Origin of the sequence: Kibdelosporangium philippinense, assembly GCF_021390435.2 — a bacterium.
Taxonomy (GTDB): Bacteria; Actinomycetota; Actinomycetes; order Mycobacteriales; family Pseudonocardiaceae; genus Kibdelosporangium; species Kibdelosporangium philippinense.
The window spans coordinates 1,500,968-1,527,119 of the sequence record NZ_JAJVCN010000004.1 but is presented as its reverse complement, the minus strand read 5'-3'; the positions used below and the strand labels follow the sequence as shown (position 1 = coordinate 1,527,119).

Below are 26,152 nucleotides of genomic sequence, written 5' to 3'. Positions count from 1 at the left end.
GTGCGTCACACGTGCCTTATTGCGCATTCTTGCCCGCGCGGCGGGCACGTGGTTTCCGTGAACAGCCAGGCGCTGAAGATCGCCGGAGTCACCAGGGATACGCCAGATCCGGCCGGTGGCGTGATCGTTCGTGACGCGTCCGGCGAGCCGACCGGAGTCCTGCTGGAAGCGGCGGCGCAGCTCGTGCGCGCGCATCTTCCTGCCCCGCCCGCGATTGCCGAGCAGCGGCGGTTGCTGCTGGCGCAAATGGCCGCGCACAACGCTTTGGGCATCACTTCGGTGACCGAACCCGGGATCAGCCCGGCAAATTATGAGCTCTACGCCAGCCTGCGGCAGCAACTGACCGTACGCGCGCATTTGCTCTTGCGGGTGACGTCGTTGGCTGACGTCGAAACAATGGTCGAAGCCTTTCCAGGCAAGTCTGGCGATGACATGCTCAGCCTTGACGGGTTCAAGTCCTACGCCGATGGTGGGGTCGAAGGCGGCTACCTCTACCAGCCGTATCAGGTGATTCCCGGCGAGCAGACCAATCCCGGCTATCGCGGCACGCTCAGGCTTCCGGCTGGCGGCGAGGACGAGCTGGCGCGAATGTATGTCACCGCGGCAAGGCACAAGTTCCAATTCCAGACGCATGTCGTCGGCGACGCGGCCTTCGACATCGTGGTCTCCGCCCTGCGCAAGGCGAACGATGAAATCCGCCTCGCGCCATACCGGTTCGCGCTCATGCACCTTTTCCTGCCCAGCCATGCGGGCATGAAAACCATGAAGCGGATGGGAATTCTCGCGACCGTGCAGGATCATCCCGTGCTGCTTGGCGACAATATGGTCAAGTGGTGGGGACGGGAACGTGCCGGCCGTGGCATTCCGGTCAGAGACCTGATCGACGCCGGACTGGTGGTCGCGGGCGGAACCGACGCACCCGTCGTCCCGCCGAGTCCACTGTGGTCACTCGGGTGGATGACCACACGCAAGACCCTCCAGGACGAGATTCTTGGCGCCGGTCAGGCCATCACCCCAGCTGAGGCGCTTCATCTGTACACCGCGGGCAGCGCGTACACGCAGTTCGCCGAGCACAGTGTCGGCACGCTGACACCCGGCAAGCGCGCCGACCTCGTCGTCCTCGATGGCAATCCGTTGACCTGTCGCCGCGATGAGATCCGGGACATCAAGGTGCAGGAAACGATGGTCGACGGGCGAACCGTGTACTCGCTTTGAGATATACCGTTGGCTAGTGACGAAAGTGCCCAAGTTGATGCCGTGAAGGTCACCCTCGCGGCGTTAGACGCGCGAGGGCCTCCCTTGACGCGTTGGACGCCAATGCTAGGAGCTTAGGGTTCGGAGTGTGGCCGAGGCTGGCGGCGGGCAAGGGCGGTTGACCTGTGAATACGTGCGGCTGGCGGGGCGGGTCGGTGCTGGAACCGGCCGCCGTGGCAGGGGTGCGGGCATTGCTCGTCGTTCAGGGGTGTGAGGGCCGAGTTTGACGCGTTCAACGCCGCCAAGGTGACCTTCACGGCATCCCCACCCGTGATAGGTGGGGCTGATGTGGCACGTGCGACTGACGAGGCGAATTTCTGTCCTTAGTGGACCTTGAGGTGGCCGAAAGCGGCCCGCGTGTGGACCTGGTTGCATCCCCGGCATCGGCGTGAACGCGCGAGGGCCTCCCTCGACGCGTTGGATACCAATGCCAGGAACTTGAGGTTCGGAGTTCGATCGAGACTGTCGACGGACGCGCGCGGTTAACCTGCGATGATCGACGGCTGACGCGGATGAAACTGGCCGCCCGGCGAGGAGTACGGGCATGACGTGACGTTCAGGGGCGCGAAGGCCGAGTTTGACGCGTTCAACGCCGCCAAGGTGACCTTCACGGCATCTCCACCCGTGATAGGTGGGGCTGATGTGGCACGTGCGACTGACGAGGCGACGGCCCTCTCGCCGGGGAAATGCCTCATTCGGAGTCATTCGGACAACCTCGGATTGGATCCTGGTCAGCGGAGACGGGCTCCGCCGAACAAACGCGGCAACCTGACGAGACAAGCCATTAATCTCGCTGTATAGGTATTGAGATACGGGTCACTCAGGACCAGGTCACCGGCAGCTCGTGCACCCCGTAGATGTTCATGTCGGTCTTGAGCCTCACCTCGCTGGCCGGGATGGCGAGTTGCAGTGCCGGGAAGCGACGCAGCAGACCGGCGAACCCGGCACGCATCTCGATCCTGGCCAACTGCTGGCCGAGGCACTGGTGAATGCCGTGGCCGAACGACAGGTGCCCGCGGGCCTTGCGGTGGATGTCCAAAGTGTCCGCGTTGTCGAAGCGCTGGCTGTCGTGGTTGGCAGCCAGCAATGACACGACCACGGTCGATCCCTTGGTGATCGTCTGGCCGCCGAGCGGGATGTCGTCGGTGGCGTAGCGGTAGAAGACGTCACCGACGGCCAGGTAGCGCAGGAGTTCCTCGACGGCGTCGGGCACCAGGTCCGGGTTGGCGCGCAGCTCGGCCAGCTGCTCGGGGTGCTCAAGGAGCGCGAACGTGCCAAGCGCCAGCATGTTGGCTGTGGTTTCGTGGCCAGCGAGCAGCAGGAGGAAGCCGATGCCGACCAGCTCGTCGATCCCGAGGTCCTCGTCACGGGCCAGGTCGGCCAGGATGTCCTCGCTGGGTTCGGCGCGCTTGCTGATGACCAGCTCGGTCAGGTACGTCATGATCCCGCCGAGTGCTGCCATTTTCTCGTCAAGCGTGATGTCCTTTTCCAGGAACTTGGCGGAGTGGCCCTGGAAGGTCGCCCGATCGGCGTACGGGACGCCCAACAGCTCGCAGATCACCAGCGACGGCACGGGCAGCGCGAACTCCTTGACCAGGTCAACCGGCGGGGTCAGGCTCGCCAGCTCGTCCAGCTGCCGCTCGACGATCTCGGCGATGTGGTCTTCGAGCTGCTTCATGCGTTTGACGGTGAACGCGCCAGTGAGTTTGCGCCTCAGCCGGGTGTGGTCCGGCGGATCCATGGCGACGAACACGCCCGGCATCGCCGGGGACGGCTCGGTTTGCGCGGGCATGCCCGGGGTCTCGTACGGCACGTGGACGATGCCGAGGTCCTGGCGTGAGCTGAACCGCGTATCGGCCATGAGCTGGCGAACCTCGTCGTAGCCGGTGACAAGCCAGCCCTCGTGCCCGTCGGGAAAGATCAACGGACTGACCGGGCGAGCCTGACACAGCTGAGTTATTTCGCTTGGCGGGTTGAACGGGCCCGCGTCGCGCTTCATGGGCAGACCGTGCATGAGATGTCCTTTCGTGGTGGCTGCGGACCACATTCACCGACGGTCCTGACACGGCGCTGACACGGCTCAGACGCCACCCGTGCAGCCACCTGGCCAGCCCGATCGTGCGACGGTCGTTCGCCATCGGGCGGAATGCGGTCCGGGGGATGCCGCGATCGGCGCCGCTGAGTGATCCTCGGGCCGTCCCTTTTCAGAGTGAGGAGAAACCCATGAGGAAGGCCAGCGCCCGCAAGCCGGGTCCGGCGGCGGTGAAGAGCAGCATTTTCCTGTACGGCTTCCCGATCCGCTGAATGGATGGACTGTGGCGTGAAGGCCGGTGTCCTTCACGCCACACCGAAGAAAGAAGGCGACGAGCTTGCCGGTCCTGCGCGACATCGTCCTGCGTATCCACCGCGAACACCCAGAGCTGACAGCGAAGCACCGCTACGCCATCCGCACGTATCTGCCGGACCTCGCAGATTCGGTCCCTGAAACGCTGACGGACGTCGCCTCATGGGAAGAACGCACGCGATTCCAGGACGGAGTCATCCGCCGAGCCGCGCACGGCATTGCCGAACTTCTCAATTCCTATGTAGACCTCACGGGCCCGCTCACCCTGACCGTCGATAACCAGGAACTCCAGGCAGTTCTAACCCGCAGATCGCCGCTTGTCACTGTCCTCAGTGGAGTATCAGCCCTCCCGCAGCCGACCGAGGAGGCCGTGCGGTCGTACATCTCGTTTGGGGACTTCGAAATCGCCGCGGCACTGGCGAAGCATGTCGTGACTCAGGACCCTGTCGAGGACCGCAGGATCCGCCTGCTGCACGCGTTCAGCGTACGCAGCACGGATCCGGAACTGTCTGAGCAAATCCTGCTTGAGGTTCAGGAAAAATACGCCGACCCAGCCACGTTGATGGCCACGAATTATTCATTGGCCATGCTGCACACGACATTCCACGCCCGCCCCGACCTCTCCCGCGCTCATTCGTTGGCCCGGAAAGCCGTGGAATTGGCGGATGAACTGAGCGACCCGTTCGCGCGTTCCTTCCAGCGCAACGGACTCGCCCTCGTCGAGCTGCGATTCGGTCGCCCCGAGGCGGCTCTGGATCTGACGACCGAGGCTCTCGGGATCCTGGGAACCGAACTTCCCGACAGTGCCCTTGAGCACCACGCGATCGTGCACCTCAACCGTGCCCGGATCCTCCAGGCTCTAGGACGCCTCGACGAAGCTCTCCAAGACTTCGATGCCGCAGTGGCCAGGGACCCGTATTTCCCTGAGTACCATTACTACCGGGCCGGATGCGTGCAGCTGCTCGGTGATGCGGAAGGCGCCATCGCGGGTTACGAGCGGGCGATGGCTTTGAGCGCCCCATGGCCCGAGCCTTACTACAGCCGAGGTGATCTACGGGCAGCGCGTGGTGATATCCAAGGAGCCCTTGAGGACTTCGGGTATGTGCTGGAACTTGACCCAGACCATCTCGACGCCCGAGTCAACCGAGCAGCCCTGTTGGCCGAATTGGACGACTACGACGCCGCGATGGCGGACGTCGAGCACGGCCTCAAGCTCGCCCCCGACAACGCGCATCTGTTGTGCACCAAGGGCTTGTTGATGATGGATGACATGGAGGCGGCGCGGGAGCTGTTCACGCGGGCGCTACGCGGAGACCCGAACCTGACCCCAGCATTGGTCAACAGCGCAATCCTGGACTACGACGGCGGAAATTTTCCAGCCGCCATCGAAAAACTAACCCGCGCTTTGGAAATAACCCCGCAGGACGCGGACATCTGGCTCAACCGCAGCGTCGCCCTACAGGCCGCAGGGCGACTCGACGAAGCTGCGTCAGATTATCGGAATGCGATAGAACTGGCCGCTACATCGGCGCAGACAGCGGAACAGTGATAACAATGCCCGCCAGCCACATGGCTCAGCGCCGCCACCTCTAGCAACGCAGCACAGCACCGTGGCCATCGGCCAGCAACAGTGCTCAACTGAGTTGTCTTGATTGGTCAGTCTTTGTCGGTCTGTCTGCCGTGGTCAGCCCCTGCGTGGTCGTCATTCGCATGCGTTGTCGGCTCCTGGCCGTCGAGTTCGGCGACGAGGTCGGGCCCGCCCCACTTGTTTCCGTCTTGTTTGTCCAGTCGATGCTTGGCCATCGCTACCTCCCTTGAGCGATTCACCGGATACCCGCTACCAGCGGCCTTCATGCACCCTGATCGGGTAAAAACGGCCGAGTTTCCTTTCACGCACCGCGGGTAGCCAGCCGGAATGGACAAATCGTCAAGAGGAGGCCGTACCCAATGACTCAGGTACGTCAGTCAGCCCGCACACCCGTCCAGCTCGCGGCACTCGCCTTCGGGGTGGTGTTCCTGCTGGTCGGGATCGCGGGATTCATTCCGGGCGTGACCACGAACTTCGACTCGCTCCAATTCGCCGGTCACCACTCCGACGCATTGCTGCTTGGCCTGTTCAACGTCTCGATCCTGCACAACATCGTCCATTTGGCCTTCGGTGTCGCGGGGCTCGCACTGGCACGCACGGCTTCCGGCGCCCGCGGTTTCCTCATCGGCGGCGGGGCCGTGTATGCGCTGATCTGGCTTTACGGCGTGGTCATCGACATGGGCGGGGAAGCGAACTTCGTGCCAGTGAACGATGCGGACAACTGGCTGCATCTCGTTCTGGCGATCGCCATGATCGGGCTCGGCGTCGCCCTCGGCCGAGGCGCGCGGCCGGTCACCCGCCCTTGACAGACCGCCGGGCAGCGAGTGCGAAGAGGACACCGCCGAGGATGAACCACGGATTCCACAGCGCGAGTGTCCAGAATTTCTGCTCCGCACTCACTCCCGGCGCCTCGCCAAGAAGGATCAGCACTTCGACACCGATCCCGCGGACAAGCAGCAGCACCGCGATACCCCAGCCGAGGATCGTCAGGAGCCGATGCGACACGCGAGCAAGACCAAGCGCGATCAAGGCGCCGAACAGGCACAGTACGCCGACGCCCCAAAGTCCACTCGCGACGAACCAATCCGGACGTTCGGCGGCAAGCTGTTGTCCCGCTGAAACAGCCAGCCCTACCTGGCCACCGAGCGCCCAGAAGAAGTGCGCGCAGGCGAACACCAGTGCCCAGCCTGCAGCCATGTACCCGAACAACGAACCTCCCCCAGCGATGACTCCACGCTGGCACGAAAGGCCGCAACCGTCAAACCACGCGACGGTAGAACTCGGCGAGCCGGGAAACCGCCGGACCCACGTATTGCTCCTTGTCGTACAGGTCAACGTGACTGGCACCGTCAATCCAGTGGAACTCCTTGGGCCCCTGGATCTGCTGGAACGCCTCCACACTCATCCACGCCGTAACAGCCTTACGCCCGGCGATCACCAGCACCGGCCGCTGCCCGATCATGCTCACGGCGCCGAAAGCGTCGAAGAACGCCATCCGGTCAACGCTGGACCAGGTCATGAACGTCATCGAGCGCGGATGCCGAGCACGGTCCGTCCGGTAGTAGTCGAAGCCCTCAACACCATGCTCGCCACCCAATGCCCGAGCTTGCTCCACAGTGTCCGGGAACAACTGGAAACTCGGTGGCCCATCGCCGTTACGAGCAGCCGCAGCAGCATCCAGAAGCCGCTGGAAAACGGCCGGGTCCTGGGTACCGTCAGCGCCGAGGCGGAACTGACGGGAGATGTCCGCAAGGCTGACCGTGCCCACGGCCTTGATCCTGTGGTCACTGGCAGTCGCAGGAAGCGCGTAACCACCTGAGGCACAAATCCCCAGGACAGCAATGCGTTCGGCATCGACATCGGGCCGCGAGGCCAAGAAGGTGACGGCGGCCTTCAGGTCTTCAACCCGCTGCGCCGGGTCTTCGAGGCCATGCGGTTCGCCACCGCTTTCACCCTGGTACGCGGCATCGAACGCCAGAGTGACGAACCCCTGTTCGGCCAGCAGCCGTGCGTACAGGCCAGCGGCCTGTTCTTTGACGCCGCTGCCCGGGTGACCGACCACAATCGCAGGCCATGGGCCGTCGGAAGAAGAGGCGTAGAGGTGGCCGGCAATCTGGATCCCGGCGCTGTCGAAGGTGGCATCAGTTCTCATAGGTCCAGATTTGGCCCGCTTCACCGCGCCTACCAGTGCGAATCTCTGCCTGGGAAAAATCCTGCCCCCGCACGGAATCGGCGCCAGGGTCACAATGGCTGCCATGAGCGCTCCCAATGAGCTCGGTGGATTCCTCAAGGCCCGCCGTGCCCAGTTGACCGCGCGCGAGGTCGGTCTGCCTCAGACGGTCACGCGACGCAAAGTCACCGGGCTGCGCCGCGAGGAAGTCGCCCAGCTCGCCGCGATCAGCGTCGACTACTACACCCGCCTCGAACAAGGCCGGGTCCAAGCCTCCGCGTCCGTCCTTGTCACGCTGGCCAAGGCACTCCGTCTCGACGAAGACCAGCAGTCCTACTTGTACCAACTCGCTGGCAAAAGCGACTCCCGCCCACGCCGTCGACGCCCGCAGCAGGTCCGGCCCCCGATGCGACGGCTGCTCGACCAGCTCACCGAGAACCCGGCGATGGTTTTCGGCAAGCGCATGGACATCCTCGCCTGGAACGCTCCCGCCGCCGCGCTGTACACCGACTTCGCCGACATCCCGCCCGCGCGGCGCAACTACATCCGCATCCTGTTCACAAACCCCGCTGTGCGTGCGATGCACGTCGACTGGGAGAGCAACGCGCGCGAGGCGGTCGCCGCGCTCCGCATGGAAGCCGCCAAGGACCCCGTTGACCCTGACCTGGCCGTTCTCGTCGGTGAACTGTCCGTTCAGGACGCTGACTTCCGGACGTGGTGGGCCACCCACGAGGTCAACAGCGCCTCGTACGGCATGAAGAACTACCGGCACCCGCTCGTCGGCGACCTGACCCTCGACTGTGACACCTGGGACAGTCCCGACGGCAGCGGACAACGCCTGATGACTCTCACGGCCGAGCCAGGAACACCGTCCCACGACGCACTGCGAATGCTGGCCTCCTGGAACAAGCTCAAAGAGCCAACGCACGAAGGAAGACGACCACAAGGGCCAACACGCCAAGCAGGATCGGCAGTCCGATAGCGACAGTCTCACCGCGACGCAGGTGCACGATGGTCGCGCCGAACATCAGCAGCACGAAACCCGTTGCCGCGGTCGGCGTCAGCACAGTCGCGAAGTCCAAAGCAGGCGGGATGACCAGGCTCAGCGCCCCGAGCACCTCAAGAGTGCCAATGGTTTTCACGGACCGCTGGCTGAAGTCACCGACCCACGCCATAGCCGGTCCTCTTTCGAGCAGCCGCTGGTTCGACAGTGCCAGCTTTGTGCCACCGGCGATGAGGAACGCGACAGCGAGGATGCCTTGCACAACCCACAGGGCGATGTTCACCGATACTCCTAGCAGGGGACGAAATCCTGCGCACAGTAACGCCGTGCGCCGGTCATTCATCCGGTTCACCGGGAGATCGGCGAATTGTCGTCGCTTCAGTCGTTACCGGTCGCCATCGATGTCTGGGTGACCCAGGTCGCGACTTGGGCGCGGGAGTCGAAGCCGAGTTTGCGCAGGATCCGGTTGACGTGGCCTTCCGCCGTACGCTGGGAGATGACAAGGTTCTGCGCGATCGCCCTGTTGGAAAGGCCGGTCGCGATCAGTCCGGCGACTTCGAGTTCCCGCTCGGTCAGTGCCGCCGGCTGATTCGCCTCATGGGCAGGGCGGATCGGGGTTTTGTCTTCGCCGAGCGCATACATGATCGCTTCGTCCAGGCTCATTTCGTGGCCATGCCGGACTTTGGCTTCATACATCTCGGCACCAAGCGCTTGTTCGGATTGGGTCTCGCAGTGTCCATGCGGGGCACCAAAGTACCTGGAGCCGAACATGGGATAGCCGACAGACTGCCAGATCCGTTGCGCAGCACCGAGCATGGTCGCCGCCCGGTCCCAATTGGACTGCGCAGCTTCGGTCCACGCGAGTATCTCGATGGCGAGCACGATACCCAGCTGGTCCTTGAATTCACGCTTGATCCGCAGACACTCACGACCGTGAGCGGCTGCCCCGGCCAAGTCACCACGGCTCAAGGAAACCAGCGCCAGACCGTAGATCGCATAGGCGTACGCCCACTGCTCGCCATGTGCAAGGCCCGTCTCACAAGCCTCTTCGCAAAGCGCAGCGGCCTGATCGAGCTCACCGAGGAACACCGAAGCGATGGCCAGCTCGATATCGGCCAGCATGACGTTGCTGTCCAACACGCCTAGGCGCCGATAGCGTTCCCGCGCGTCGGCGAACAAGGACTTCGCATACTCCGCATCATCGCCGACAAGAGCATTGCAACCAATCCTGTGGGTCGCGTACGCCAAAGCGACCTCGTCACCGACACTGCCCGCATACGACCGGCATTCCTCAAGCATTGTAACGGCCGCAGCCACATCACCCTGCAAAGTGTGAATGTACCCATTGACCCACAACGCTTTCATTCGCTCAGCAGTAGGCTCCGAAGTGGATTCCAGAGCACGGCCGAGCCAAAGGCGGCCTTCGCCGAGCATCCCGCACCCAGTCCAATAGAACCACAACGTGGCCGCGAGCCGCAGCGCCGCCGTGGTGTCCGAGGACAGGCTGAAGTCCAGTGCTGCCCGGAAGTTGGCGTGTTCCAAGCTGGTACGCGCGACCATTTCCGCTTGCCGTGGCCCGAACCATTCCTTCTCGCTGTGCTCAGCGAGTTCGAGGTAGTAGTCGCGATGCCTGCGCCGGACCGAGTCTTGCTGACCGGACTCCCGAAGTCTGTCCATTCCATACTGTCGCAACGGCTCCAGCAGCCGGAACCTGCTCTGTTCCGCGTCCGGCTCGCTGATCAGCACCGACTTGTCGACCAGACGGAACAGGTGGATGAGCATCTCATCGGACGGCAGGCCTGCCGCGGCACAGACCTGTTCGGCCGCGGCCATATCAAACCCGCCAGCGAAAACCGATGCCCGCATCCACAGGTTCTGTTCGGCCGCCGTGCACAGGTCGAAGCTCCACTCCACCGCCGCCTGCAACGTCTGGTGCCTCGGCAGCCCACCGCGCGTGGCCGCGGCAGGCAGGCGGTAACAATCGGCGAGCCGGGCGGTCAACTGGTCCAGGTTCAACACTCTGAGCTGGACCACGGACAGTTCGATGGCAAGCGGAATGCCACCGAGCAACCGGCAAACCTCAGCGACTCGCGCCTGAGTCTCGTTGGTCATCGTGAAGCCCGGCAGTACCGCGGCCGCGCGTTCGCCGAACAACGTCAACGCAGGGAAGCGCGGCCACTCCCCCGGCGACGAGGACTCGTCCGGCAACGGCAGTGGGCTGACCGGCCACAGGTACTCACACCTGTTTCCGAGCCGCTCCCTACTCGTGGCGAGCACCCGCAATCCCGGCGCGGCACGCAGCAGAACGTCGACAAGGTCCGCGCACGCTTCAACCAAGTGCTCGCAATTGTCCAAGATCAGCAGGACTTGCCGCTCCCGCAGATGCTCAACGAGCACGTCGGTCGCGTCGCGCCCGGTCTCGTCGTGCACGGCAAGCGCCTCGAGAACGGTATGCGGCACCAATGCGCCGTTCGGCAGATCGGCGAGTTCGACGAGCCACACCCCGTCACGGAAGGCACGTCGCAGGTCAATCCCTGTCCGCAGCGCCAGCCGGGTTTTGCCGACGCCACCGACACCGGTCAACGTCACCAGTCGTGCCTTCGTCAGCAACTGCTTGACCTCGGCCAGATCTTGCTTGCGACCAACGAAAGTCGTGGTCTCAGCCGGCAGGTTGCCACGCTGGCGTGTCGCGAGTGCCACGCGCTAAACCCTGATCCCCCTTTGGCAATGGGTCAACACACCACGTTGTCGTTCCCCTGGAGAGAGCAACGACCATCCCCGATCTGATGAAAAACAGAAAGTTTCGGTCACTCCTCTGGTATTTCGTACAGCTCCGCGCGCGTTCCCGCGTGCATCGCGGACAAGCTTGTCCGGCAGGCGAGCAGCACTTCCCGATTGGCAGTCGTATCCGGCTGACCACCACAGCGGGAACACCGCAACCGGACCGCACCCACTTCATCGATGTCGACATCGACCGGGCACTCGCATTCGAGACACCATCGATGCCCCGTCACCGCGCTCACGTGGACCGGTTCGGCAATGCATTGGTGCAGCCAGCATCGATGGACCTGGCAGGTACTTCGGGCGTACGGGCCGAGGCCGTAGCTTTCCGCGGTGTCCTCGGCCGCGAGGATCGAAGCCAGCCGCCGGTCGGCTAGATCGCCGTACTTGACCTGTGCGGACGAAACCTGGTCGGAAATGCCCTCCGTGCCGGTGACCAGCCGGAGGTGCCTGCGTCGCGCCATGGCATGACGACCCTTTCGGCGACGATCGGAACCGTTCCAGATTCCTACGTGTGCCTCCCACGCGCGCCCGCAGAAATACCTATATCCCTACCTGTGTCGGCGGGAGTACTCTCCGTCGTCGAGGGGCGGTTGAACTCTGTTCAAGGTTGGCTGCCATGACGATTCCCGAGTTCGTGAATTTTCGCCCGCCAACGCACGGCAGATCGGGCACGAGTGACGCCGAGCAGTTGGAAGCACACATCAGCGCCCTGCGCACGGTGGACTACCGGTGTGGCGGAGGAATGTGCCGCGAGGCGGTGATGGTCCGCATCCATTGGGGACACGAGATCCTGAGCATGTCCGACCCGGTGCCGGACCGGCTGCTGTCAGCGGTCGCTGACCTGCACAACCTCGCCGGGTGGACGTGTTTCGACAGCGGCAACATCGGTGCCGCGGACCATCACTTCGACATCGCGCTCCAGCTCGCCAAGCAAGGCAACAACGAGGCCCTCGTCGCCAACATCCATTACCGCAAGGGCCGATTACGCCTGCACCACGGATCCCCGGATGCCGCGTTGACGCATTTCCAGCTCGGTCAACTGGCCGCGCACAGGTCTTCGTCGGCGCTGGCGTCGAGCATCCTGCACGCCAACCAGGCTTGGGCGTACGCGAAGAAGGGCGATGCCGAGCCCGCGGTCGGGTTGCTTTCCCGTGCCGCGGACGACTTGGGCAATGCCGATATCGGCGAGGCCCCGGATTGGGCGCGGTTCTTCACCGAGGTCGAGCTCACGGCGATGGTCGGGACCATCCACACGGAACTGGCCTGTGCGGTCGGGGCGCACCACAGCCGGGTCGCGATTCCCGCGCTGACCGAGGCGATCAGGAATTATGGGCCGGACATGGTCCGTAGCCGGTCGTTCTGCTTGATCATGTTGGCTACCAACCACATGCTCGCCGGTGAGGTGGAGCAGGGAGCCTCGGTGGGGATCGAGGCGGTAAGTGCCGCGGAGACCCTCAAGTCCGTCCGGGTCAAGGACCGGATCCAGCCGCTCAAGCATCAGACGGACAAGCACAGGGACCATACCGACGCCCGGGCGCTGTCCGACTTCATCTCGACCTTCATCACGAGCTCCACACACGCCTGAAGCCTCGTGAGTGGTTAGCAGCGTTAGAACACGCCTAACCACTCACGAGCTTTTCATCTGTTGCAAACGCATGACATTGCCAGAACGACGGCAAGACATGCGTGCCGCATCGTCGACTGCATGACGATTGAGCAGTGCACGGTCCGCTTGCCACGCACCGAGCCGACCGTCAAGTTCTCGCGCCCGACGCGCTTTCCTGCCCTTGACGGGCTGCGTTGCCTCGCGGTGGTGGCGGTCATCCTGAGCCACGCCAACGTGCCGTGGGCGCGCGGCGGGTTCATCGGTGTGGACGTGTTCTTCGTGCTCAGCGGTTACCTGATCACCGGTCAACTATGGGCGCAGGTCGCGTCCGGCAGGGTGAACCTCAAACGGTTCTGGGCGGCTCGCGTACGCCGCCTGGCACCCGCGTTGCTCGTTGTCCTGGTCACGGCCTCGCTTGCGGTGCTCATCGCGGCACGCGACCAGTTGGGATCCTTCCGAGGCGACCTGGTCGCTGCGCTCGCCTACGCCTCGAACTGGTGGTACGTCCTTGGCCAGCGGTCGTACTTCGAGTCATCCGGGCGCCCGCCGGTCCTGCAGCACCTGTGGTCACTGGCGGTCGAAGAGCAGTTCTACCTCGTGTGGCCGCTCATGCTCGCTCTGTTCGCGGCCGCTGCGGTCACGTGGCGAAGGCGACGTACGGCCGTTCTCACGCTCATCATCGGTCTGGCATTGGCCTCCGCGCTGACTATGGCCATCGGTAGCGCCATGGACAACGTGCCCTATGACAACGATGGCTCTCGTTGGTACTTCGGCACCGACAGCCACGCGTTCGGCCTCCTACTGGGCGCAGGGTTGGCAGTGTTTCGCCACGGTGACGGTCTCGGCAGGCCGATGGCAGGCCTCCGTAAGGGCCCACCGTGGCTGGCTTCGTTGGGCGCGACGGCGTTGCTCGCGCTTGTGGCAGCGACGATCTGGCTGGATCCGTACACGGAAGGGCTCTACCGCTACGGCCTGCAGGGCATCAGCCTCGCGGCCCTCGCGGTGACGGCGGCGGCTACGCGCCAGACGCCCGTCGCGCGGCTGCTGTCGCTTGGTCCGCTGCGCGCGGTCGGGCGCCGGTCGTACGGCTTGTACCTGTGGCACTGGCCCGTCATGACCTTCACCCGGCCGAACCTTGACGTCGACCTGGACGGACCGGGTTTGTTCCTGCTGCGGCTCACGTTGATCGCGGCTCTCACAGAAATGAGTTATCAGATGGTCGAGAAACCCGTCCGCGAGAAAGGCTGGACTCGGTGGCGAATCGGCCCGGTGCCCGGGATCGCTGTGTTGGCCGCAGTGGTCGTGGCGATCGTGGTCACGGTCTTCGCGTTGTCCGGCAACAAATCCGGGACGACGGCGAACGTCATTCCGTCCGCGGCCACACCGAGCGCGACGGCGACTGACGCGAAACAGCTGTCCATTTCCGCGTACGGCGACTCGGTGCTGGAAGGCGCGATCCCCGGAATGCAGAAGGCATTCAAACAAGCGGATGTGTCGACCACCGAAGGTATCCAGGCCAGCAAGGTCCTTGAAAAGATCACAGCGGATCAGGAAAGCGGCAAGCTGCAGCCGATCGTGCTCATTCATACCGGCGACAACGGCGTGATCAAGGAAAGCCAGCTGACCGGCGTGCTGGACAAGCTGCGCGACCGGCAACGCGTCCTGCTGGCGACCGTGTACGTCGCACGCCCGTGGCAGGACGACAATCTCAAGCTGCTGCGGTCGATGCCCGATCGCTATTCAAACCTGCGCATCGTCGACTGGAACGCTTTCGCTTCTGAGCACAAAGATCTGCTGTACAACGATGGCATTCACATGAAGCCGCAAGGTGCCACGGCGTACGCGAATCTGATCGCGCAGGCCGCGACAGCGCCTTGAGCAAAGGACTTGGGCGCCCAGCGGTCAACCTGGGCGCCCGTGCCCATTTCTTGTGCGCGGAGGGAAGGACTCAGCAGTAGCAGTGGTAGCACCAGCCGACCATACCCAAGATACCCAGACCGACGACGATCATTTCGACCTCCTGGTTGTGGCAGAATTACGGTCTCGGCGCCACAACGAAACTATTTCGCCGCGCCAGGTTTTGTCACCTCCCCGGCAGGCGTACAGCGGTGTCACGCGCTGTCGTCCCATCCCTGCTCCAATTGGCCGAAAAACACCGGCCGGTGGCACGCGATGGTCCAAACCGGTGGAATACCGAATTCTTTCGGCTGCTATTGCGACCAAGCAATATCAGCCATTGGCCATATGGATCACTCGGGCAGCGGACGGTCACGGGTCTCCGGGCAGAACGGCACCACGATCATCCCGACGATGTACACGAGGCCGAGCACGGTCGCGGCCGTGCCGTAGCCACCGAACTGGGCGATGATCGTGCCCGCGGTGAGCGGGCCGAGAAAGGCGATGAACCGGGCCGCGTTGAACACAAAGGACGTCCCGGTTCCCCGGAGGTGCGTCGGGTAGAACTCGGGCAGCCACACCGGCATCCACGTGTACTGGCCGAGGGTGAAGAACCCGTTCACCGCACAGAAAACGAGGATCAGCCACAGGTCGTGGGTCCACAGGAACAACACCGGCGTCAGCACCAGTGACGCTCCGAAGTAGAGGAACACTGTCCCCTTGCGACCGAACCGGTCCGCGAGGAAGCCAAGGCTGATGTACCCGGCGATGGCACCCGCGTTGTAGATCATCCCGGCTGTACTGGCGTAGCTCTGCGGTGACAGGCCTTCCCGTTGGGCGACGCTGCCGACATACGCGGGCACCCATGTAGAGATTCCCCACCACGCCAGGGTGGTCACGGCCGACATGATCGAACCGAGGACGGTCAGCCTGCGCAGCTTGGGGTCCGCCAGGATCTGCCGCACCGTGAACCGCAGGTAGTTACGGTCCTTGTCGGACAGTTCGCTGCCGCTGGCCAGTTCCGTGCGACGATCGCGGACCCGTTCCCACCGGTCGGATTCCGGCACGCTCCGGCGCAACCACAGAGCGAACAGCGCGGGCAACACTCCGATCAGGAACATGTACCGCCAGGAATGCTCGCCGAGCGGGGCAATGAAGCTCCAGCACGCCGATGCGATGAAGAAGCCAAGGCCGAGTCCACATTGCATCAACCCGGCGGCCTTGGCGCGGGCGCTCGGGGGCCACATTTCGGCGACGAGTGACGTGCCGGTCCCCCATTCCGAGCCGAGCGCGATGCCGGTCAGGAACCTGAGCACCAGGAACGACTCCCACGACCACGCCGCCGCGCTCAGGCCCGTGAACAAGGAATACAACGTGATCGCGGTCAGCAGGATCTTCCGCCTGCCGACGTAGTCCGCGAGGATCCCGCCGAGAATGCCACCAACGCCCCAGCCAAGCAGGGTCAGCGCGATGGTCAGGCCGACCGCGAACGCGCCGTTCTGATCCGGGGCGAGCTCGCGAAGCGCCACGCCCGCAGTGAGGATCAACGCGTACGTCTCGAAGCCGTCGAACAACCAACCCAGATTCGCCGCGATCAGGGCGCGCCACTGGGTCCGGTCTAAGGACTGGTACCAGCGCTGGGGCTGGGCCGCGGTCTCGGTCATCTTCTCTCCACTCAGGATTGTCGCTGTTTCCCCCTGGTGGTCCACCTAGTTCGGACGCATCCGTCCGCTGATCGCGGTCTCTCCCCTTGTGACGATCCAGTTCACCACGTATCCCAGCACACCGGTCACCACAAGCAGCCCGTAGACCTGCGCGGACAGGAAATTCGCCTGGGCAGCGCCGAGAACCGCGCCAAGCCCGTCAACCCTCGTGATGATCTCCACCAGCAAGGTGATGATCAACGCCAGCGGCGCAGCCACCCGGACACCCAACAGCACGGCTGGCAGCAGAGCGGGCGTGAGGATCTTGGTGACCCGTTCCCATCTGGACAGTCCCAGCGTCTTGGGCACGTCCAGCAAAACTGGGCTCAGCGAGCGTCGGGCGGTCCGGCAGGCGAGCAGGATCGGCCACGTTGCTGGCAGTACGACCACGACCAGCTTCATCGACGTCGTGTAGCCAAGGATCAGTGCGGCCACTGGGACCAGCGAGGCCGCAGGCAGTGCCCGCAGGAACTCCAGGCTGGGGCTCAGTGCCCGGTCCACCGGCTTGCTGGCTCCGACAACCGTCCCCACGGCTGAACCGATCACGGTCGCCAGGACCAGGCCGAGGAGGAACGTCAGCGCGGTTGCCCCGATCGCGTCCCACAGCGTGCTGTTGTCCACCAACGGCTGCACGGCCGACACCCATTCGCTGGGCGGCGGGAAGTACGGCGATTCCGGGTCGCCGAAAAGCTGCCACAGTCCAAGCAGGACTACGAGCGGTAACAGTCCCCTTACCGGTGTGCTTTTCACTGTGCCTCCCCGGCAGCGGCCATCTGGCCACGGAAAACCAACCGGGCCAGGCCCATGACAAGTCCATTCAGGACGATACCGGCGACACCGATCACCACGACCCCGGCGAACATCTCATCCGGCCGTAACGCCTGCGCCTTGGAAACCAGCACGAACCCAAGCCCAGCCGGATTCCCAGTCATCTCGGCAACGAGCGTGAGCACGAGCGAAATGGACAGTCCCAGCCGCAACCCCACGACAATCATCGGGGTGGCCGCGGGCAGCCGGATCTTCCACAGCACAGCGGCCTTGGACAGCCGCAGCACGCTGCCGGATTCGAGCATCCGCTGCTCGGTACCCATTCCGTTGATGGTGTTCAACAGGATCGGCCACAGCGCGGCGTACCACGCGACCACGACCTCCATCTGCGCGGAGAAACCGAAGATCAGGACTGCTACCGGCACGAACGCCACGATCGGCAACGCCCGCAGCGCCTCAAGGCTGGCCATCGAATACCGCCAGACCGGCCGAACCAGCCCCAGCACACTGCCCGCCACAACACCCGTAACACCGGCCAACAGCCAGCCGGTCAACGCCGCGGTGAGGGTGTGGGTGAGCGCGGTTTGCAGTTCACCGGTACTGACCAATTCGGCCAGTCCACTGACCACATCGGATGGTTGCGGCAAGTAGGCGAAGTCAAGAAGTCCACTGCGGACACCGACTTCCCACACGACAAGACCGAGCACGAAGACCGCCACGCCGACAACGTTGATGCGGCGCCATAATTCAGCCATGCCCGTGCCCCAATGCCTCGTAGACGCGGTGCCGCAGTTCGAGATAGCTCAGATCTTCCTTGGTACTCACCTGATGACGCGGTCGTTCCAAGGGAATCTCAAGAGACAGACCGATGTTCGCCGGACTGCCATGCAACACGAGAACACGGTCGCTGAGGTAGACGGCTTCTTCGACATCGTGCGTGACGAAGACAATGGTTGTCCCAGTCAGTTCCTGTACCTGTTGCATCTGGTCCTGTAAGGACGCTTTCGTCATGGCGTCAAGGGCACCGAACGGCTCGTCCATCAGCAAAACTTGCGGTTTCATCGCCAACGCACGGGCAATCTGGACACGTTGTTGCATGCCACCGGAAAGCCGCCACGGATACTCGTCCGCCCGTTTCTCCAGGCCGACCATGCTCAACGCGGCGTCCACCCGAGAGTCTCGTTCTTCCCGTGAACACTGGGATTCGATGCCAAGGGCAACATTGCGCCGCACAGTCCGCCACGGCAGCAGGGAATGCGTGTAATCCTGGAACACAGTCACCACACCCGCAGGCGGACCAGTCACGTCGACGCCATGCCAGGAAACCTTGCCCGCGGACGCCGCCAGCAACCCGCCGAGCACCCGCAGCAGGGTGGTCTTGCCCGTGCCGGACGTGCCGAGGATTGAGACGAATTCGCCCTTGGCCACGGAGAACCGGACGTCTCGCAGGATATCGATGGGACCGGACGCACCAGGCAGGGTCACGGCGACGTCCTGGCAGGCCAGGCTCTGCTCGGTCAACTCTGAAGTCACAGTCATGCCTTCCGCCGGTACTCTTCGCGTGCTCAGTTCTGCCGGGCGACAAGGGTTTTCAGGTCCATATCCGTCTTGAAATTGTCGACCTCGCGCATGGTGTCCAGCCAGACCTGCAGGTCCTCGGACCGGACCTCGCTGGTGTACGTCGGCAGCTTCGTGCCCGCGATCACCGCGTCCGGCAGGCCGGTGTAGTCCTTGAGCACCTGGCGGGCTTCCTTGTCGTTCTGTGCGATGAAGGTCTGGGCTTCATCCAGCGCGGCACGGAAGTCCTTGATCACCTCGGGTTGCTTGCTGGCGAAGTCCCGCTGCGCTATCCACAGGATGGCCGAGAGTTCTGGCGCGAGTTTCAGGTACGGGTCCCCGAGGTCGGCCGCGTCCGGATTGCGCAAGATGTTGGTGGCGAACGGCATCACCGTCTCGACTGCGTCGATCCGGCCTGACGACAGTTGATCGGCCTGCGCGGGTCCGTCCACTTGCACGATCTTCACTGCGGACAGGTCGACGCCTTCATGTTTCAGCCACGCCTTGGTCGCCACGTGGGTTGTGCCGGTTTCCACGAGCACTCCCAGGGTTTTTCCTTCCAGGTCCTTGGGTTTCGACACACCCGCCTTGCGGGATCCGATCAGGAAAGCGGTCGGGTTCTGCTCGATGTCCACTGTGGCCCCGGCCACCTGCGCTACCGGGATGCCTTGTTGGGCCGCGGTGATCAGGGTTGTTGGCACGGACAGCGCTACGTCGAAGGATTTGCCGACAGCGCCGGGCAGGGTGCCGAGGTTTTCTACCTTGGTCAGCTGCACTTTCAGGTTGTGCTTGGCGAAGATGCCCTTCGCTTCAGCGACCCGGACGGGCAGCGCGGCAGCGTTCGAGTTGTGCGCGATCCGCAGTGTCCTTGGATCACCTCCACCGGAAGCCCCGGTGCCTCCGCCCGCGCCGCAGCTGGCTAAGGCGATCGTCGCCACGACCCCGGCGATGAGGGTGAGACGTGTGCTGACCATAGGGACTCCTGACCCGTATATCGAACAGCCTGTCCTGTGGAGCGGATAGTAGGTAGCCGCCGAAACGAGCGTCAAGACCTGATTCGATTCGGTTACGCAGCGGGTTCGGATGATCATATCCGCAGCTCAACCGCTATCACCGAGGTAGTTGACACCCGCCAGGCCGCACTCTTACTGTCCTCTATGAAGGATTGGTTGTCTTCTCCAACGGTCTAGAGGCATCCCATGAAGCTCGCGTCCGAATTTCCCGTACCCGCGCCGCCAGGCAAGGTGTTCCCGCTGTTGTTCGACCCGGACACGATGCGGTCGTGCATCCCCGGCTGCACGGAACTCACGCGCGTCGACGACAGCACGTACCGAGGGTTATTGGTCAACGAGATCGCCCACGTACGGTTCTCCGCCGCGTTCTCGGCGGCCATCCAGTCGGTCACTGAGCCAGGCGACGACACTCCCGCCGAGGTGAACGCGGTGCTCAAGGGCGAGGACCGCAAGCTGGGCAGCTCGATCAAGATCGACGCCACGCTGACCGTCCGGCCAGACGGGACGGACAACTCGATCATCGGCTATCAGATGGAAATGGCACTGTGGGGCAAGCTCGGCAGGCTCGGCGAGCCGATCATCCGCAGACGCAGCCGGGAAGTGGAGCTGGAGTTCGCCAAATCCTTGGCCCGCGTCATCGGCGGCGAGCCGGAGGCGGTCGTCGAGCCGGAAGTCCTACCGGCCAAGAAGAATTCACGAGCCTTGCCGATCGCGGCCGCGGTCATCGCTGTTGTCGCGTTGATCGCGTGGCTGAGGCGGCGTTGATGCCCAAGCTGTACCGGCCCGAAACGCTCACCGAAGCGTGCTCCCTGCTGGCATCCCTTGACAATCCGATGGTCTACGGCGGCGGCACGGCGATCCAGATCCTGATCAAACAAGGCATCCTGTTCGCCGACAACTTCGTCGACCTGTCCAGGATCCCACGGCTGCGCGAGATCACAGCCGACCACAATGGACTCAGCGTCGGCCCGATGGTGACCGTCCGTCGCATGGAGACAGACGAGCGCGTCCGCGCGACCTCTCCCCTTGCGGCCTCTGCCTACCATCTCGTGGCAAACCCGCGCGTGCGCAACACGGCCAGTGTCGGCGGGAACATCGCGCACGGCGACTACAGGCTTGATCCCCCAACGGCTTTGCTTGTGCTGAACGCCACGATCGACGCGACGTCTACTCGCGGCACCCGTCGGATCCCGGCACGCGAGTTCTTCGTGGACTTCCAGCAAACCGCGCTCACACCGGACGAGATGGTCACGGCTGTGCGTATTCCCACCCAGCCAACGGGTTCCGGGCGGTTCGTGAAGTACAGCAGCCTCAGCGAGAACGACTGGCCGTGTGCCTCCGCTGCCGTGCTGGTCGTGGATTCTCCTCGCCGCGAGGTGCGCATCGGCCTTGGCGCGCTCGCTCCTGTGCCGCGTTTTGTGTCGTTCGATGCCACTGGTTTGACTGATCAAGAAGCGGTCGACGCGGCTTTGACGGCCGTCGATCCGGCGCTCGACCCGATCCCGGACGTCCGTGGCAGCGTGGCCTACAAGCGCAGGCTCGGCCGGATCGCCGTGGAGGACGCCGTTCGCAGCGCGTGGAAGGACCTGGCAGATGGCTGACAAAACCGCAGGCCACGTGGGTGACCGGCGCGCCCGGTTCGACATGCGGGGACGAGTTCGCGGCGCATTGGGACACGTCGCAGACCAGGCAGCGGGCCCGTGCGCGCACGTCGCCGTACACCGCAGCACCCAGCCGCACGCCACGATCCGGGCGGTACACGTCGAAGACGCTTTGGCCATGGACGGCGTGTACGCCGTAGCCACCGGTGCCGACCTGTACAAACAGTTCGGCGACAGGCTGTTGACCGGCCCCGCGTTCGCCGATCAGCCCGCCCTTGCCTACGACAAGGTGCGATACGTCGGCGAGCCGATCGCCGCCGTGCTCGCGGCGGACCTCGCGACCGCGCGCGCTGCCGTGGACGCGATCTACATCGACTACGACGAACTGGACCCGATCTACGACTTGAAGACCGCGCTGGCCGGTAAGTCGTTCGTGCACGAGGAACTCAAGCCCTCGGCGGTGTTCGGGGACTTGCGGCATCTGCGGGGCGTACGCGACACGAACGTGAACTACGAGTACAACCTGCGCACCGGGGACGCCAAGGCGGAAGGGCCGCACACGGTCCGAGGCGAATTCTGGGCGCCGCCGACGCATCACGTGCCGATTGAACTGCCGTGCACGGTCGCCTGGGTCGAAGGCGACAGGCTGGAGATGCTCACCACCACCCAGACCCCGTCGTACGTCCGGCAGACCATCTCTGACCTGCTGGATGTGCCGCTCAGCCGGGTCCGCGTGATGACCCGGCCGTTGGGTGGGAGCTTCGGCGCCAAGATGTACGACCGGCTCGAGCCCCTTGCCGCTGCCCTGGCGTGGCTTTTCCAGCGCAAAGTCCGGATTGTGGCGTCGCGGGAGGAAGCTTTCCTGCTGACCACGCGGCATGGCGCGGCCGTGACCTCGTCGTTGACCGCTGACGAGAATGGCGAGTTGATAGCCGCGAACGCGGATGTCGCTTACGACACCGGCGCGTTCGCCGATGTCGGCCCGCGCATCACGGCGAAGTCCGGGATGATCGCCGCAGGTCCGTACAAAGTGGCCAATGCGACGATCCACTCGCGGTGCGTCTACACCAACAAACCTTCGGCCGGGCCGTTCCGCGGTTTCGGTGTGCCGCAAGTGACTTGGTCGCACGAGACGTTGATCGACGAGCTGGCGCACGAACTTGGCGAGGACCCGTATCGCTTCCGGCTGCGGCATTTGCTGCGCGAGGGCGACATCGCGCCTATGGGCACCAAAATGCACAGTGCGGACTTCGTCGGCTGTCTCGACGCCGTGGCTGAGGCCATCGACTGGGACGCGCCTCTCGACCGTGGCACCGGGCGGATCCGTCGCGGCAAGGGCGTGGCCGTCGGCGTGAAAGCCGTGCTGACGCCGACGATCGCGAATGCCGTGCTGCAGCTGAATCAGGACGGGTCAGCGACCCTGATGATTTCCACTGTGGACATGGGACAGGGCAGTGACACGATCATGGCCCAGATAGTCGCGGACGTCCTCGAACTGGACAGTGCCCGCGTGCATGTGGTCAAAGCGGACACTGACGTGACGCCCTACGACACAATCACCGCGGGCAGCCGTTCCACCTACCACACAGGCAATGCGGTACGCCGAGTCGCGGAAGCCATGCGCGCCAAGCTCACCGAGTTGTTCAGCGGCAGCTACGACCCCGCCGGGATTCCCGAGCTGATCCGAGGACACTTTGGAGCACGCGGCGCCACCGTGACCACTGAGGCAAACTACACGTCCTCGTGGGTTCCGTATGACAAGGAAACCGGGCGCTCGGAGAAGGTGACCGAGCACTGGTTCGCCGGGGCGGTCGGCGTGAAGATCTCTGTGGACACTGCCACCGGGCGGGTGAAGATCGATCATCTGGCCGTCGCGGGTGACGTCGGCAAGGCCATCAACCCATTGCTGGTCGAGCAGCAGCTCTCCGGCGCGGCGATCATGGGCATCGGGCACGCGTTGTTCGACCAACTGGTGATCGACCAGGGCCAGTTGATCAACGGGACGCTGCTGGACTACCAGCTGCCGTCCATTCGGGACCTGCCGGAGCGGCTGACCCCGATCGTGGTGGAGAGCCCGCACACAAGTGGCCCATTCGGCGCCAAGGGCGTTGGCGAGACCGGGATTCTCGGCGTCGCGCCCGCGATCGGCAACGCCATCCGGGACGCCTTGGGCATCCGGTTGACCAAGCTGCCGATGACTCCGGAAAGTATCGTCGCCGCGCTGGAGGAGCGCTCATGAAGCAGATCACGCTGACAGTCAACGGAACCCAGCATCGAATCACGGTCGACGAATCGACTCTGCTCCTCGATGCCCTGCGCGAGCAGGTGGGCTGCTTCAGCGTCCGCGAAGGGTGCGGTGTTGGCGCTTGTGGCGCGTGCACAGTGCTTGTGGACGGTATGAGCGTGTCCAGTTGTCTGGCGTTGGCGTTGCGGTACGAGGGCACAGAAGTCACTACCGTGGAAGGGCTTGACGAAAACGATCCCGTAGTGAACGCGTTCGTCGACTGTGACGCCGCCCAATGTGGATACTGCATCCCTGGGTTTGTGTTGATGTCATGCGAGTTGCTCGCCGAGAACCCAAGGCCGACCGCCGAGCAGATCACCGATCACCTGGAGGGCAACATCTGCCGGTGCGGGACGTACCCGGAGATTCGCAAAGCCGTGGCCACCGCGGCGGAACGGAATCCCTCATGACCATTGTCCTCTTGCACTCCCTCGCACAGTCCGGGGAACTGTGGCGCCCGTTGATCGACATCCTCGAACCACACACCCAAGTGCTCGCACCGGACGCCCGCGGCCACGGAAAATCCGCATGGGACGGCACGCCGTTCACGATCGAGGACTTGGCCGACGATGTGGCAGCGCTCATCGCCGAGCCGGTTCCGGTGCTGGGCATGTCGATGGGCGGCTGTGTGGCGATCGCTCTCGCCATCAGGCACCCGGAGCTCGTGCAACGGCTTGTGCTGGCTGACACGACGGCAAGCTACGGCCCGGATCGCAAGGAGCAGTGGGAAAAGCGCGCTCAAGCCGCGGTCGCCAAGCCGCGCAGGGAGCAGGTCGAGTTCCAAGTGGACCGATGGTTCTCCCCCGACTTCACCAACAGCGCTGAGATCGCTCGGGTCGTGGAACTGTTCGTGGCGACCGACTCCAACGCACACGCCCAGGCCTGCCGAGCTCTCGGTGACTTCGACGCGAGCGACAAACTGGGCGAGATCTCCTGTCCGACACTGGTTGTCGTCGGCGAGGACGATCAAGCGACCCCGCCAGCGATGGCAGCGGCCTTGGCGGACGGCATCAAAGGCGCCAACCTCGTGACGCTCGGCGGGGCCCGGCACTTCAGCCTGTTCGAAAAACCGGGCGCGCTCAAGATGGTTGCCGACTACCTGCTCGGTAAGGAGGGGCCGTGGAACCGGTACTGAGCCTGCGGTCCTGGCTCGCCAAGGTCGAGAGTTTCGGAGAACTGCGGCACGTCAAAGGCGCGGACTGGGACGTCGAACTCGGCGCGATCGCCGAACTGAGCTACCGCCAGCCTCACTCGAAAGCCTTGCTGTTCGACGACATCACCGGATACGGCAGCGGAAACCGGGTACTGACCGGCAGCACCGGCTCCCCGCGCAGGCTCGGGCATACCCTGCGGCTCGGCGACGACCTCGACGACGTCAGTTTGGTCGCGGCCTTGCGGGGCAAGCCTTCCCGGTGGGCAGCAGCGGCCGCCGACTATCCCGCTGAGACAGTCACCGACTCGCCGTTGCTGGAGAACGTGATCGATGGACCGGACGTGAACCTCCTGTCCATGCCCGTCCCCCGCTGGCACGCGGGCGACGGCGGCCGATACATCGGCACGGGCTGTTTCGTGATCACCCGTGATCCCGAGGACGAGACGATCAACGGCGGCTGCTACCGGATGGAAGTCCAGGACGAAGGCCGGTCGGCGACGATCAACGCGGTGCCGGGAAAGCATGGCGCGCAACACATCCAGCGCTGGTTCGAGCGGCACGGCAAGGCACCGGTCGTGGTCTCGTTCGGCCACGACCCGATCCTGCTGATCACCGGTGGCACCGAGGTGCCGGCAAGGATCTCTGAGCTGGACTACGCGGGCGCGATCATCGGCCAGCGTGTGCCCGTGCTGATCGGTTCGGAAACCGGTCTGCCGATCCCCGCGGGCAGCGAGGTCGCGATCGAAGGCTGGCTGCGGCCGGATCACCTGCGTGACGAAGGCCCGTTCGGCGAGTGGACCGGCTACTACTCTGGCAAGCGCCGCCCGGCGCCCGCGCTGGAGATCGTGCGGATGTACCACCGCGACGACCCGATCCAGCTGGGCGCGCCGCCAGGGAAACCGCCGCACGACTACTCGTACATGCGGACCGTGATGAAGTCGGCGATGATCGAAGACGCACTGGTCGGCGCGGGTGTGGCCGGGATCCGTGGCGCGTGGGCGCACGAATCCGGCGGCGGCAGGCTGTTCATCGCGGTGTCCATCGAGAACCGGTATGCCGGACAAGCAAAGCAAGTCGGGCATCTGACCGCGCAGCTGCCCGCAGCGGCGTACATGAACCGGTTCGTGGTCGTGGTCGACGCCGACGTCGACCCGGCCGACCTCGGTGAAGTGGTGTGGGCGATGAGCACCCGCTGTGACCCGGCCAAGGACATCGACATCATCCCCGGCACATGGGGTAGCAAGCTCGACCCGATGCTGCTCGACGGTGCGCCGCCGTACAACAGCAGGGCGGTCATCGACGCGACACGCCCGTTCGAGCGCAAGGCCGACTTCCCCGCCGTGTCCAGCGGCGATCCCGAATACTTACAGTCGGTACTGCACCGGTGGGCCGAGGTGTTCGCGCCCTGACGATCATTAAGGGGGATTC

At 64.3% G+C, this 26,152-nt stretch carries 24 protein-coding genes; 12 read left to right on the top strand and 12 right to left on the bottom strand.

Annotated elements, in window-relative coordinates:
* Nucleotides 1–1,215 carry an amidohydrolase gene (locus LWC34_RS50055; protein WP_308200270.1) on the top strand — a complete coding sequence of 405 codons (1,215 nt, stop codon included), beginning with the start codon at nucleotides 1–3 and terminating at the stop codon, nucleotides 1,213–1,215.
* Between the two features lie 859 nt (nucleotides 1,216–2,074).
* Here LWC34_RS50055 and LWC34_RS50050 read toward each other — a convergent pair.
* Complete coding sequence (locus LWC34_RS50050) at nucleotides 2,075–3,253, bottom strand: cytochrome P450 (RefSeq protein ID WP_233733187.1); 1,179 nt, start codon at nucleotides 3,251–3,253, stop codon at nucleotides 2,075–2,077.
* Nucleotides 3,254–3,623: 370 nt separating this feature from the next.
* On the opposite strand from LWC34_RS50050, the gene LWC34_RS50045 reads away from it, so the two are divergent.
* Complete coding sequence (locus LWC34_RS50045) at nucleotides 3,624–5,147, top strand: tetratricopeptide repeat protein (RefSeq protein ID WP_233733186.1); 1,524 nt, start codon at nucleotides 3,624–3,626, stop codon at nucleotides 5,145–5,147.
* Nucleotides 5,148–5,254: 107 nt separating this feature from the next.
* Here the strand turns inward: LWC34_RS50045 and LWC34_RS50040 are convergent, their stop codons facing one another.
* The gene (locus LWC34_RS50040) at nucleotides 5,255–5,401 is read right to left on the bottom strand and encodes a hypothetical protein (RefSeq protein ID WP_233733185.1); all 147 of its coding nucleotides are present in this window, start codon (nucleotides 5,399–5,401) and stop codon (nucleotides 5,255–5,257) included.
* A gap of 144 nt (nucleotides 5,402–5,545) precedes the next feature.
* Here LWC34_RS50040 and LWC34_RS50035 point away from each other — a divergent pair, with 144 nt between their 5' ends.
* Complete coding sequence (locus tag LWC34_RS50035; protein WP_233733183.1) at nucleotides 5,546–5,992, top strand: DUF4383 domain-containing protein; 447 nt, start codon at nucleotides 5,546–5,548, stop codon at nucleotides 5,990–5,992.
* Here LWC34_RS50035 and LWC34_RS50030 read toward each other — a convergent pair.
* Nucleotides 5,979–6,383, bottom strand: a complete 405-nt coding sequence (locus LWC34_RS50030; protein ID WP_233733182.1) for a DUF3995 domain-containing protein — start codon at nucleotides 6,381–6,383, stop codon at nucleotides 5,979–5,981. The genes LWC34_RS50035 and LWC34_RS50030 overlap by 14 nt on opposite strands.
* A gap of 61 nt (nucleotides 6,384–6,444) precedes the next feature.
* Nucleotides 6,445–7,338: an alpha/beta hydrolase gene (locus LWC34_RS50025; protein WP_233733181.1), complete on the bottom strand. Its 894-nt coding sequence runs from the start codon at nucleotides 7,336–7,338 to the stop codon at nucleotides 6,445–6,447.
* A 103-nt stretch (nucleotides 7,339–7,441) separates the two neighbouring features.
* Here LWC34_RS50025 and LWC34_RS50020 point away from each other — a divergent pair, with 103 nt between their 5' ends.
* Nucleotides 7,442–8,338 (top strand): helix-turn-helix domain-containing protein, encoded by an 897-nt coding sequence (locus tag LWC34_RS50020; RefSeq protein ID WP_233733180.1) that lies wholly within the window; start codon nucleotides 7,442–7,444, stop codon nucleotides 8,336–8,338.
* Here LWC34_RS50020 and LWC34_RS50015 read toward each other — a convergent pair.
* The 3 genes from LWC34_RS50015 to LWC34_RS50005 form a co-directional block, all read right to left on the bottom strand.
* Nucleotides 8,268–8,642: a DoxX family protein gene (locus LWC34_RS50015; RefSeq protein WP_233733179.1), complete on the bottom strand. Its 375-nt coding sequence runs from the start codon at nucleotides 8,640–8,642 to the stop codon at nucleotides 8,268–8,270. The two genes, LWC34_RS50020 and LWC34_RS50015, sit on opposite strands and share 71 nt — an antisense overlap.
* 95 nt (nucleotides 8,643–8,737) lie before the next feature.
* On the bottom strand, nucleotides 8,738–11,059 hold the full coding sequence (locus LWC34_RS58490; RefSeq protein ID WP_233733178.1) for an ATP-binding protein: 2,322 nt from the start codon (nucleotides 11,057–11,059) through the stop codon (nucleotides 8,738–8,740).
* Between the two features lie 107 nt (nucleotides 11,060–11,166).
* Complete coding sequence (locus tag LWC34_RS50005) at nucleotides 11,167–11,604, bottom strand: hypothetical protein (RefSeq protein ID WP_233733176.1); 438 nt, start codon at nucleotides 11,602–11,604, stop codon at nucleotides 11,167–11,169.
* Between the two features lie 50 nt (nucleotides 11,605–11,654).
* Between LWC34_RS50005 and LWC34_RS50000 the strand changes: the two genes are divergently transcribed.
* Nucleotides 11,655–12,728, top strand: coding sequence for a tetratricopeptide repeat protein (locus LWC34_RS50000; protein ID WP_504925942.1), 1,074 nt, complete (start codon nucleotides 11,655–11,657; stop codon nucleotides 12,726–12,728).
* Nucleotides 12,729–12,848: 120 nt separating this feature from the next.
* On the top strand, nucleotides 12,849–14,627 hold the full coding sequence (locus tag LWC34_RS49995; RefSeq protein ID WP_233733174.1) for an acyltransferase family protein: 1,779 nt from the start codon (nucleotides 12,849–12,851) through the stop codon (nucleotides 14,625–14,627).
* Nucleotides 14,628–14,998: 371 nt separating this feature from the next.
* Here LWC34_RS49995 and LWC34_RS49990 read toward each other — a convergent pair whose 3' ends face one another.
* Genes LWC34_RS49990 through LWC34_RS49970 form a run of 5 tightly spaced genes read right to left on the bottom strand, consistent with a single transcriptional unit; the run spans nucleotide 14,999 to nucleotide 19,647 of the window.
* On the bottom strand, nucleotides 14,999–16,309 hold the full coding sequence (locus LWC34_RS49990) for an MFS transporter (protein WP_233733172.1): 1,311 nt from the start codon (nucleotides 16,307–16,309) through the stop codon (nucleotides 14,999–15,001).
* Nucleotides 16,310–16,354: 45 nt separating this feature from the next.
* Nucleotides 16,355–17,098, bottom strand: coding sequence for an ABC transporter permease (locus LWC34_RS49985; protein WP_233733171.1), 744 nt, complete (start codon nucleotides 17,096–17,098; stop codon nucleotides 16,355–16,357).
* A complete protein-coding gene (locus LWC34_RS49980; RefSeq protein ID WP_233733170.1) occupies nucleotides 17,095–17,871 on the bottom strand; it encodes an ABC transporter permease in 777 nt (258 codons plus the stop codon). Before LWC34_RS49980 ends, LWC34_RS49985 begins: the two co-directional genes overlap by 4 nt.
* The gene (locus LWC34_RS49975; RefSeq protein WP_233733169.1) at nucleotides 17,864–18,655 is read right to left on the bottom strand and encodes an ABC transporter ATP-binding protein; all 792 of its coding nucleotides are present in this window, start codon (nucleotides 18,653–18,655) and stop codon (nucleotides 17,864–17,866) included. Before LWC34_RS49975 ends, LWC34_RS49980 begins: the two co-directional genes overlap by 8 nt.
* A gap of 26 nt (nucleotides 18,656–18,681) precedes the next feature.
* Nucleotides 18,682–19,647, bottom strand: a complete 966-nt coding sequence (locus tag LWC34_RS49970) for an ABC transporter substrate-binding protein (RefSeq protein ID WP_233733168.1) — start codon at nucleotides 19,645–19,647, stop codon at nucleotides 18,682–18,684.
* A 225-nt stretch (nucleotides 19,648–19,872) separates the two neighbouring features.
* Here LWC34_RS49970 and LWC34_RS49965 point away from each other — a divergent pair, with 225 nt between their 5' ends.
* From LWC34_RS49965 to LWC34_RS49940, 6 genes are read left to right on the top strand one after another with little or no spacing between them, the layout of a single operon-like run.
* Nucleotides 19,873–20,451: an SRPBCC family protein gene (locus LWC34_RS49965; RefSeq protein WP_233733167.1), complete on the top strand. Its 579-nt coding sequence runs from the start codon at nucleotides 19,873–19,875 to the stop codon at nucleotides 20,449–20,451.
* A complete protein-coding gene (locus LWC34_RS49960) occupies nucleotides 20,433–21,287 on the top strand; it encodes an FAD binding domain-containing protein (RefSeq protein ID WP_233733166.1) in 855 nt (284 codons plus the stop codon). Before LWC34_RS49965 ends, LWC34_RS49960 begins: the two co-directional genes overlap by 19 nt.
* On the top strand, nucleotides 21,280–23,526 hold the full coding sequence (locus tag LWC34_RS49955; protein ID WP_233733165.1) for a xanthine dehydrogenase family protein molybdopterin-binding subunit: 2,247 nt from the start codon (nucleotides 21,280–21,282) through the stop codon (nucleotides 23,524–23,526). The genes LWC34_RS49960 and LWC34_RS49955 overlap by 8 nt, the downstream gene beginning before the upstream one ends.
* The gene (locus LWC34_RS49950) at nucleotides 23,523–23,981 is read left to right on the top strand and encodes a (2Fe-2S)-binding protein (RefSeq protein WP_233733164.1); all 459 of its coding nucleotides are present in this window, start codon (nucleotides 23,523–23,525) and stop codon (nucleotides 23,979–23,981) included. Before LWC34_RS49955 ends, LWC34_RS49950 begins: the two co-directional genes overlap by 4 nt.
* Nucleotides 23,978–24,706 (top strand): alpha/beta fold hydrolase, encoded by a 729-nt coding sequence (locus LWC34_RS49945; RefSeq protein ID WP_233733163.1) that lies wholly within the window; start codon nucleotides 23,978–23,980, stop codon nucleotides 24,704–24,706. The genes LWC34_RS49950 and LWC34_RS49945 overlap by 4 nt, the downstream gene beginning before the upstream one ends.
* The gene (locus LWC34_RS49940) at nucleotides 24,691–26,133 is read left to right on the top strand and encodes a UbiD family decarboxylase (protein ID WP_233733154.1); all 1,443 of its coding nucleotides are present in this window, start codon (nucleotides 24,691–24,693) and stop codon (nucleotides 26,131–26,133) included. The genes LWC34_RS49945 and LWC34_RS49940 overlap by 16 nt, the downstream gene beginning before the upstream one ends.
* The last annotated feature ends 19 nt before the right edge of the window (nucleotides 26,134–26,152 follow it).

Excerpts from the sequence above, each read along its gene's own strand:
- LWC34_RS49950 (WP_233733164.1), top strand. The coding sequence starts at position 23,523 with ATGAAGCAGATCACGCTGACAGTCAACGGAACCCAGCATCGAATCACG.
- LWC34_RS49955 (WP_233733165.1), top strand. The coding sequence starts at position 21,280 with ATGGCTGACAAAACCGCAGGCCACGTGGGTGACCGGCGCGCCCGGTTC.
- LWC34_RS50005 (WP_233733176.1), bottom strand. The coding sequence starts at position 11,604 with ATGGCGCGACGCAGGCACCTCCGGCTGGTCACCGGCACGGAGGGCATT.
- LWC34_RS50030 (WP_233733182.1), bottom strand. The coding sequence starts at position 6,383 with ATGGCTGCAGGCTGGGCACTGGTGTTCGCCTGCGCGCACTTCTTCTGG.
- LWC34_RS49965 (WP_233733167.1), top strand. The coding sequence starts at position 19,873 with ATGAAGCTCGCGTCCGAATTTCCCGTACCCGCGCCGCCAGGCAAGGTG.
- LWC34_RS49990 (WP_233733172.1), bottom strand. The coding sequence starts at position 16,309 with ATGACCGAGACCGCGGCCCAGCCCCAGCGCTGGTACCAGTCCTTAGAC.
- LWC34_RS50035 (WP_233733183.1), top strand. The coding sequence starts at position 5,546 with ATGACTCAGGTACGTCAGTCAGCCCGCACACCCGTCCAGCTCGCGGCA.
- LWC34_RS50020 (WP_233733180.1), top strand. The coding sequence starts at position 7,442 with ATGAGCGCTCCCAATGAGCTCGGTGGATTCCTCAAGGCCCGCCGTGCC.
- LWC34_RS49945 (WP_233733163.1), top strand. The coding sequence starts at position 23,978 with ATGACCATTGTCCTCTTGCACTCCCTCGCACAGTCCGGGGAACTGTGG.
- LWC34_RS50025 (WP_233733181.1), bottom strand. The coding sequence starts at position 7,338 with ATGAGAACTGATGCCACCTTCGACAGCGCCGGGATCCAGATTGCCGGC.
- LWC34_RS49980 (WP_233733170.1), bottom strand. The coding sequence starts at position 17,871 with ATGGCTGAATTATGGCGCCGCATCAACGTTGTCGGCGTGGCGGTCTTC.
- LWC34_RS49995 (WP_233733174.1), top strand. The coding sequence starts at position 12,849 with ATGACGATTGAGCAGTGCACGGTCCGCTTGCCACGCACCGAGCCGACC.
- LWC34_RS49970 (WP_233733168.1), bottom strand. The coding sequence starts at position 19,647 with ATGGTCAGCACACGTCTCACCCTCATCGCCGGGGTCGTGGCGACGATC.
- LWC34_RS50050 (WP_233733187.1), bottom strand. The coding sequence starts at position 3,253 with ATGAAGCGCGACGCGGGCCCGTTCAACCCGCCAAGCGAAATAACTCAG.
- LWC34_RS49975 (WP_233733169.1), bottom strand. The coding sequence starts at position 18,655 with ATGACTGTGACTTCAGAGTTGACCGAGCAGAGCCTGGCCTGCCAGGAC.
- LWC34_RS50040 (WP_233733185.1), bottom strand. The coding sequence starts at position 5,401 with ATGGCCAAGCATCGACTGGACAAACAAGACGGAAACAAGTGGGGCGGG.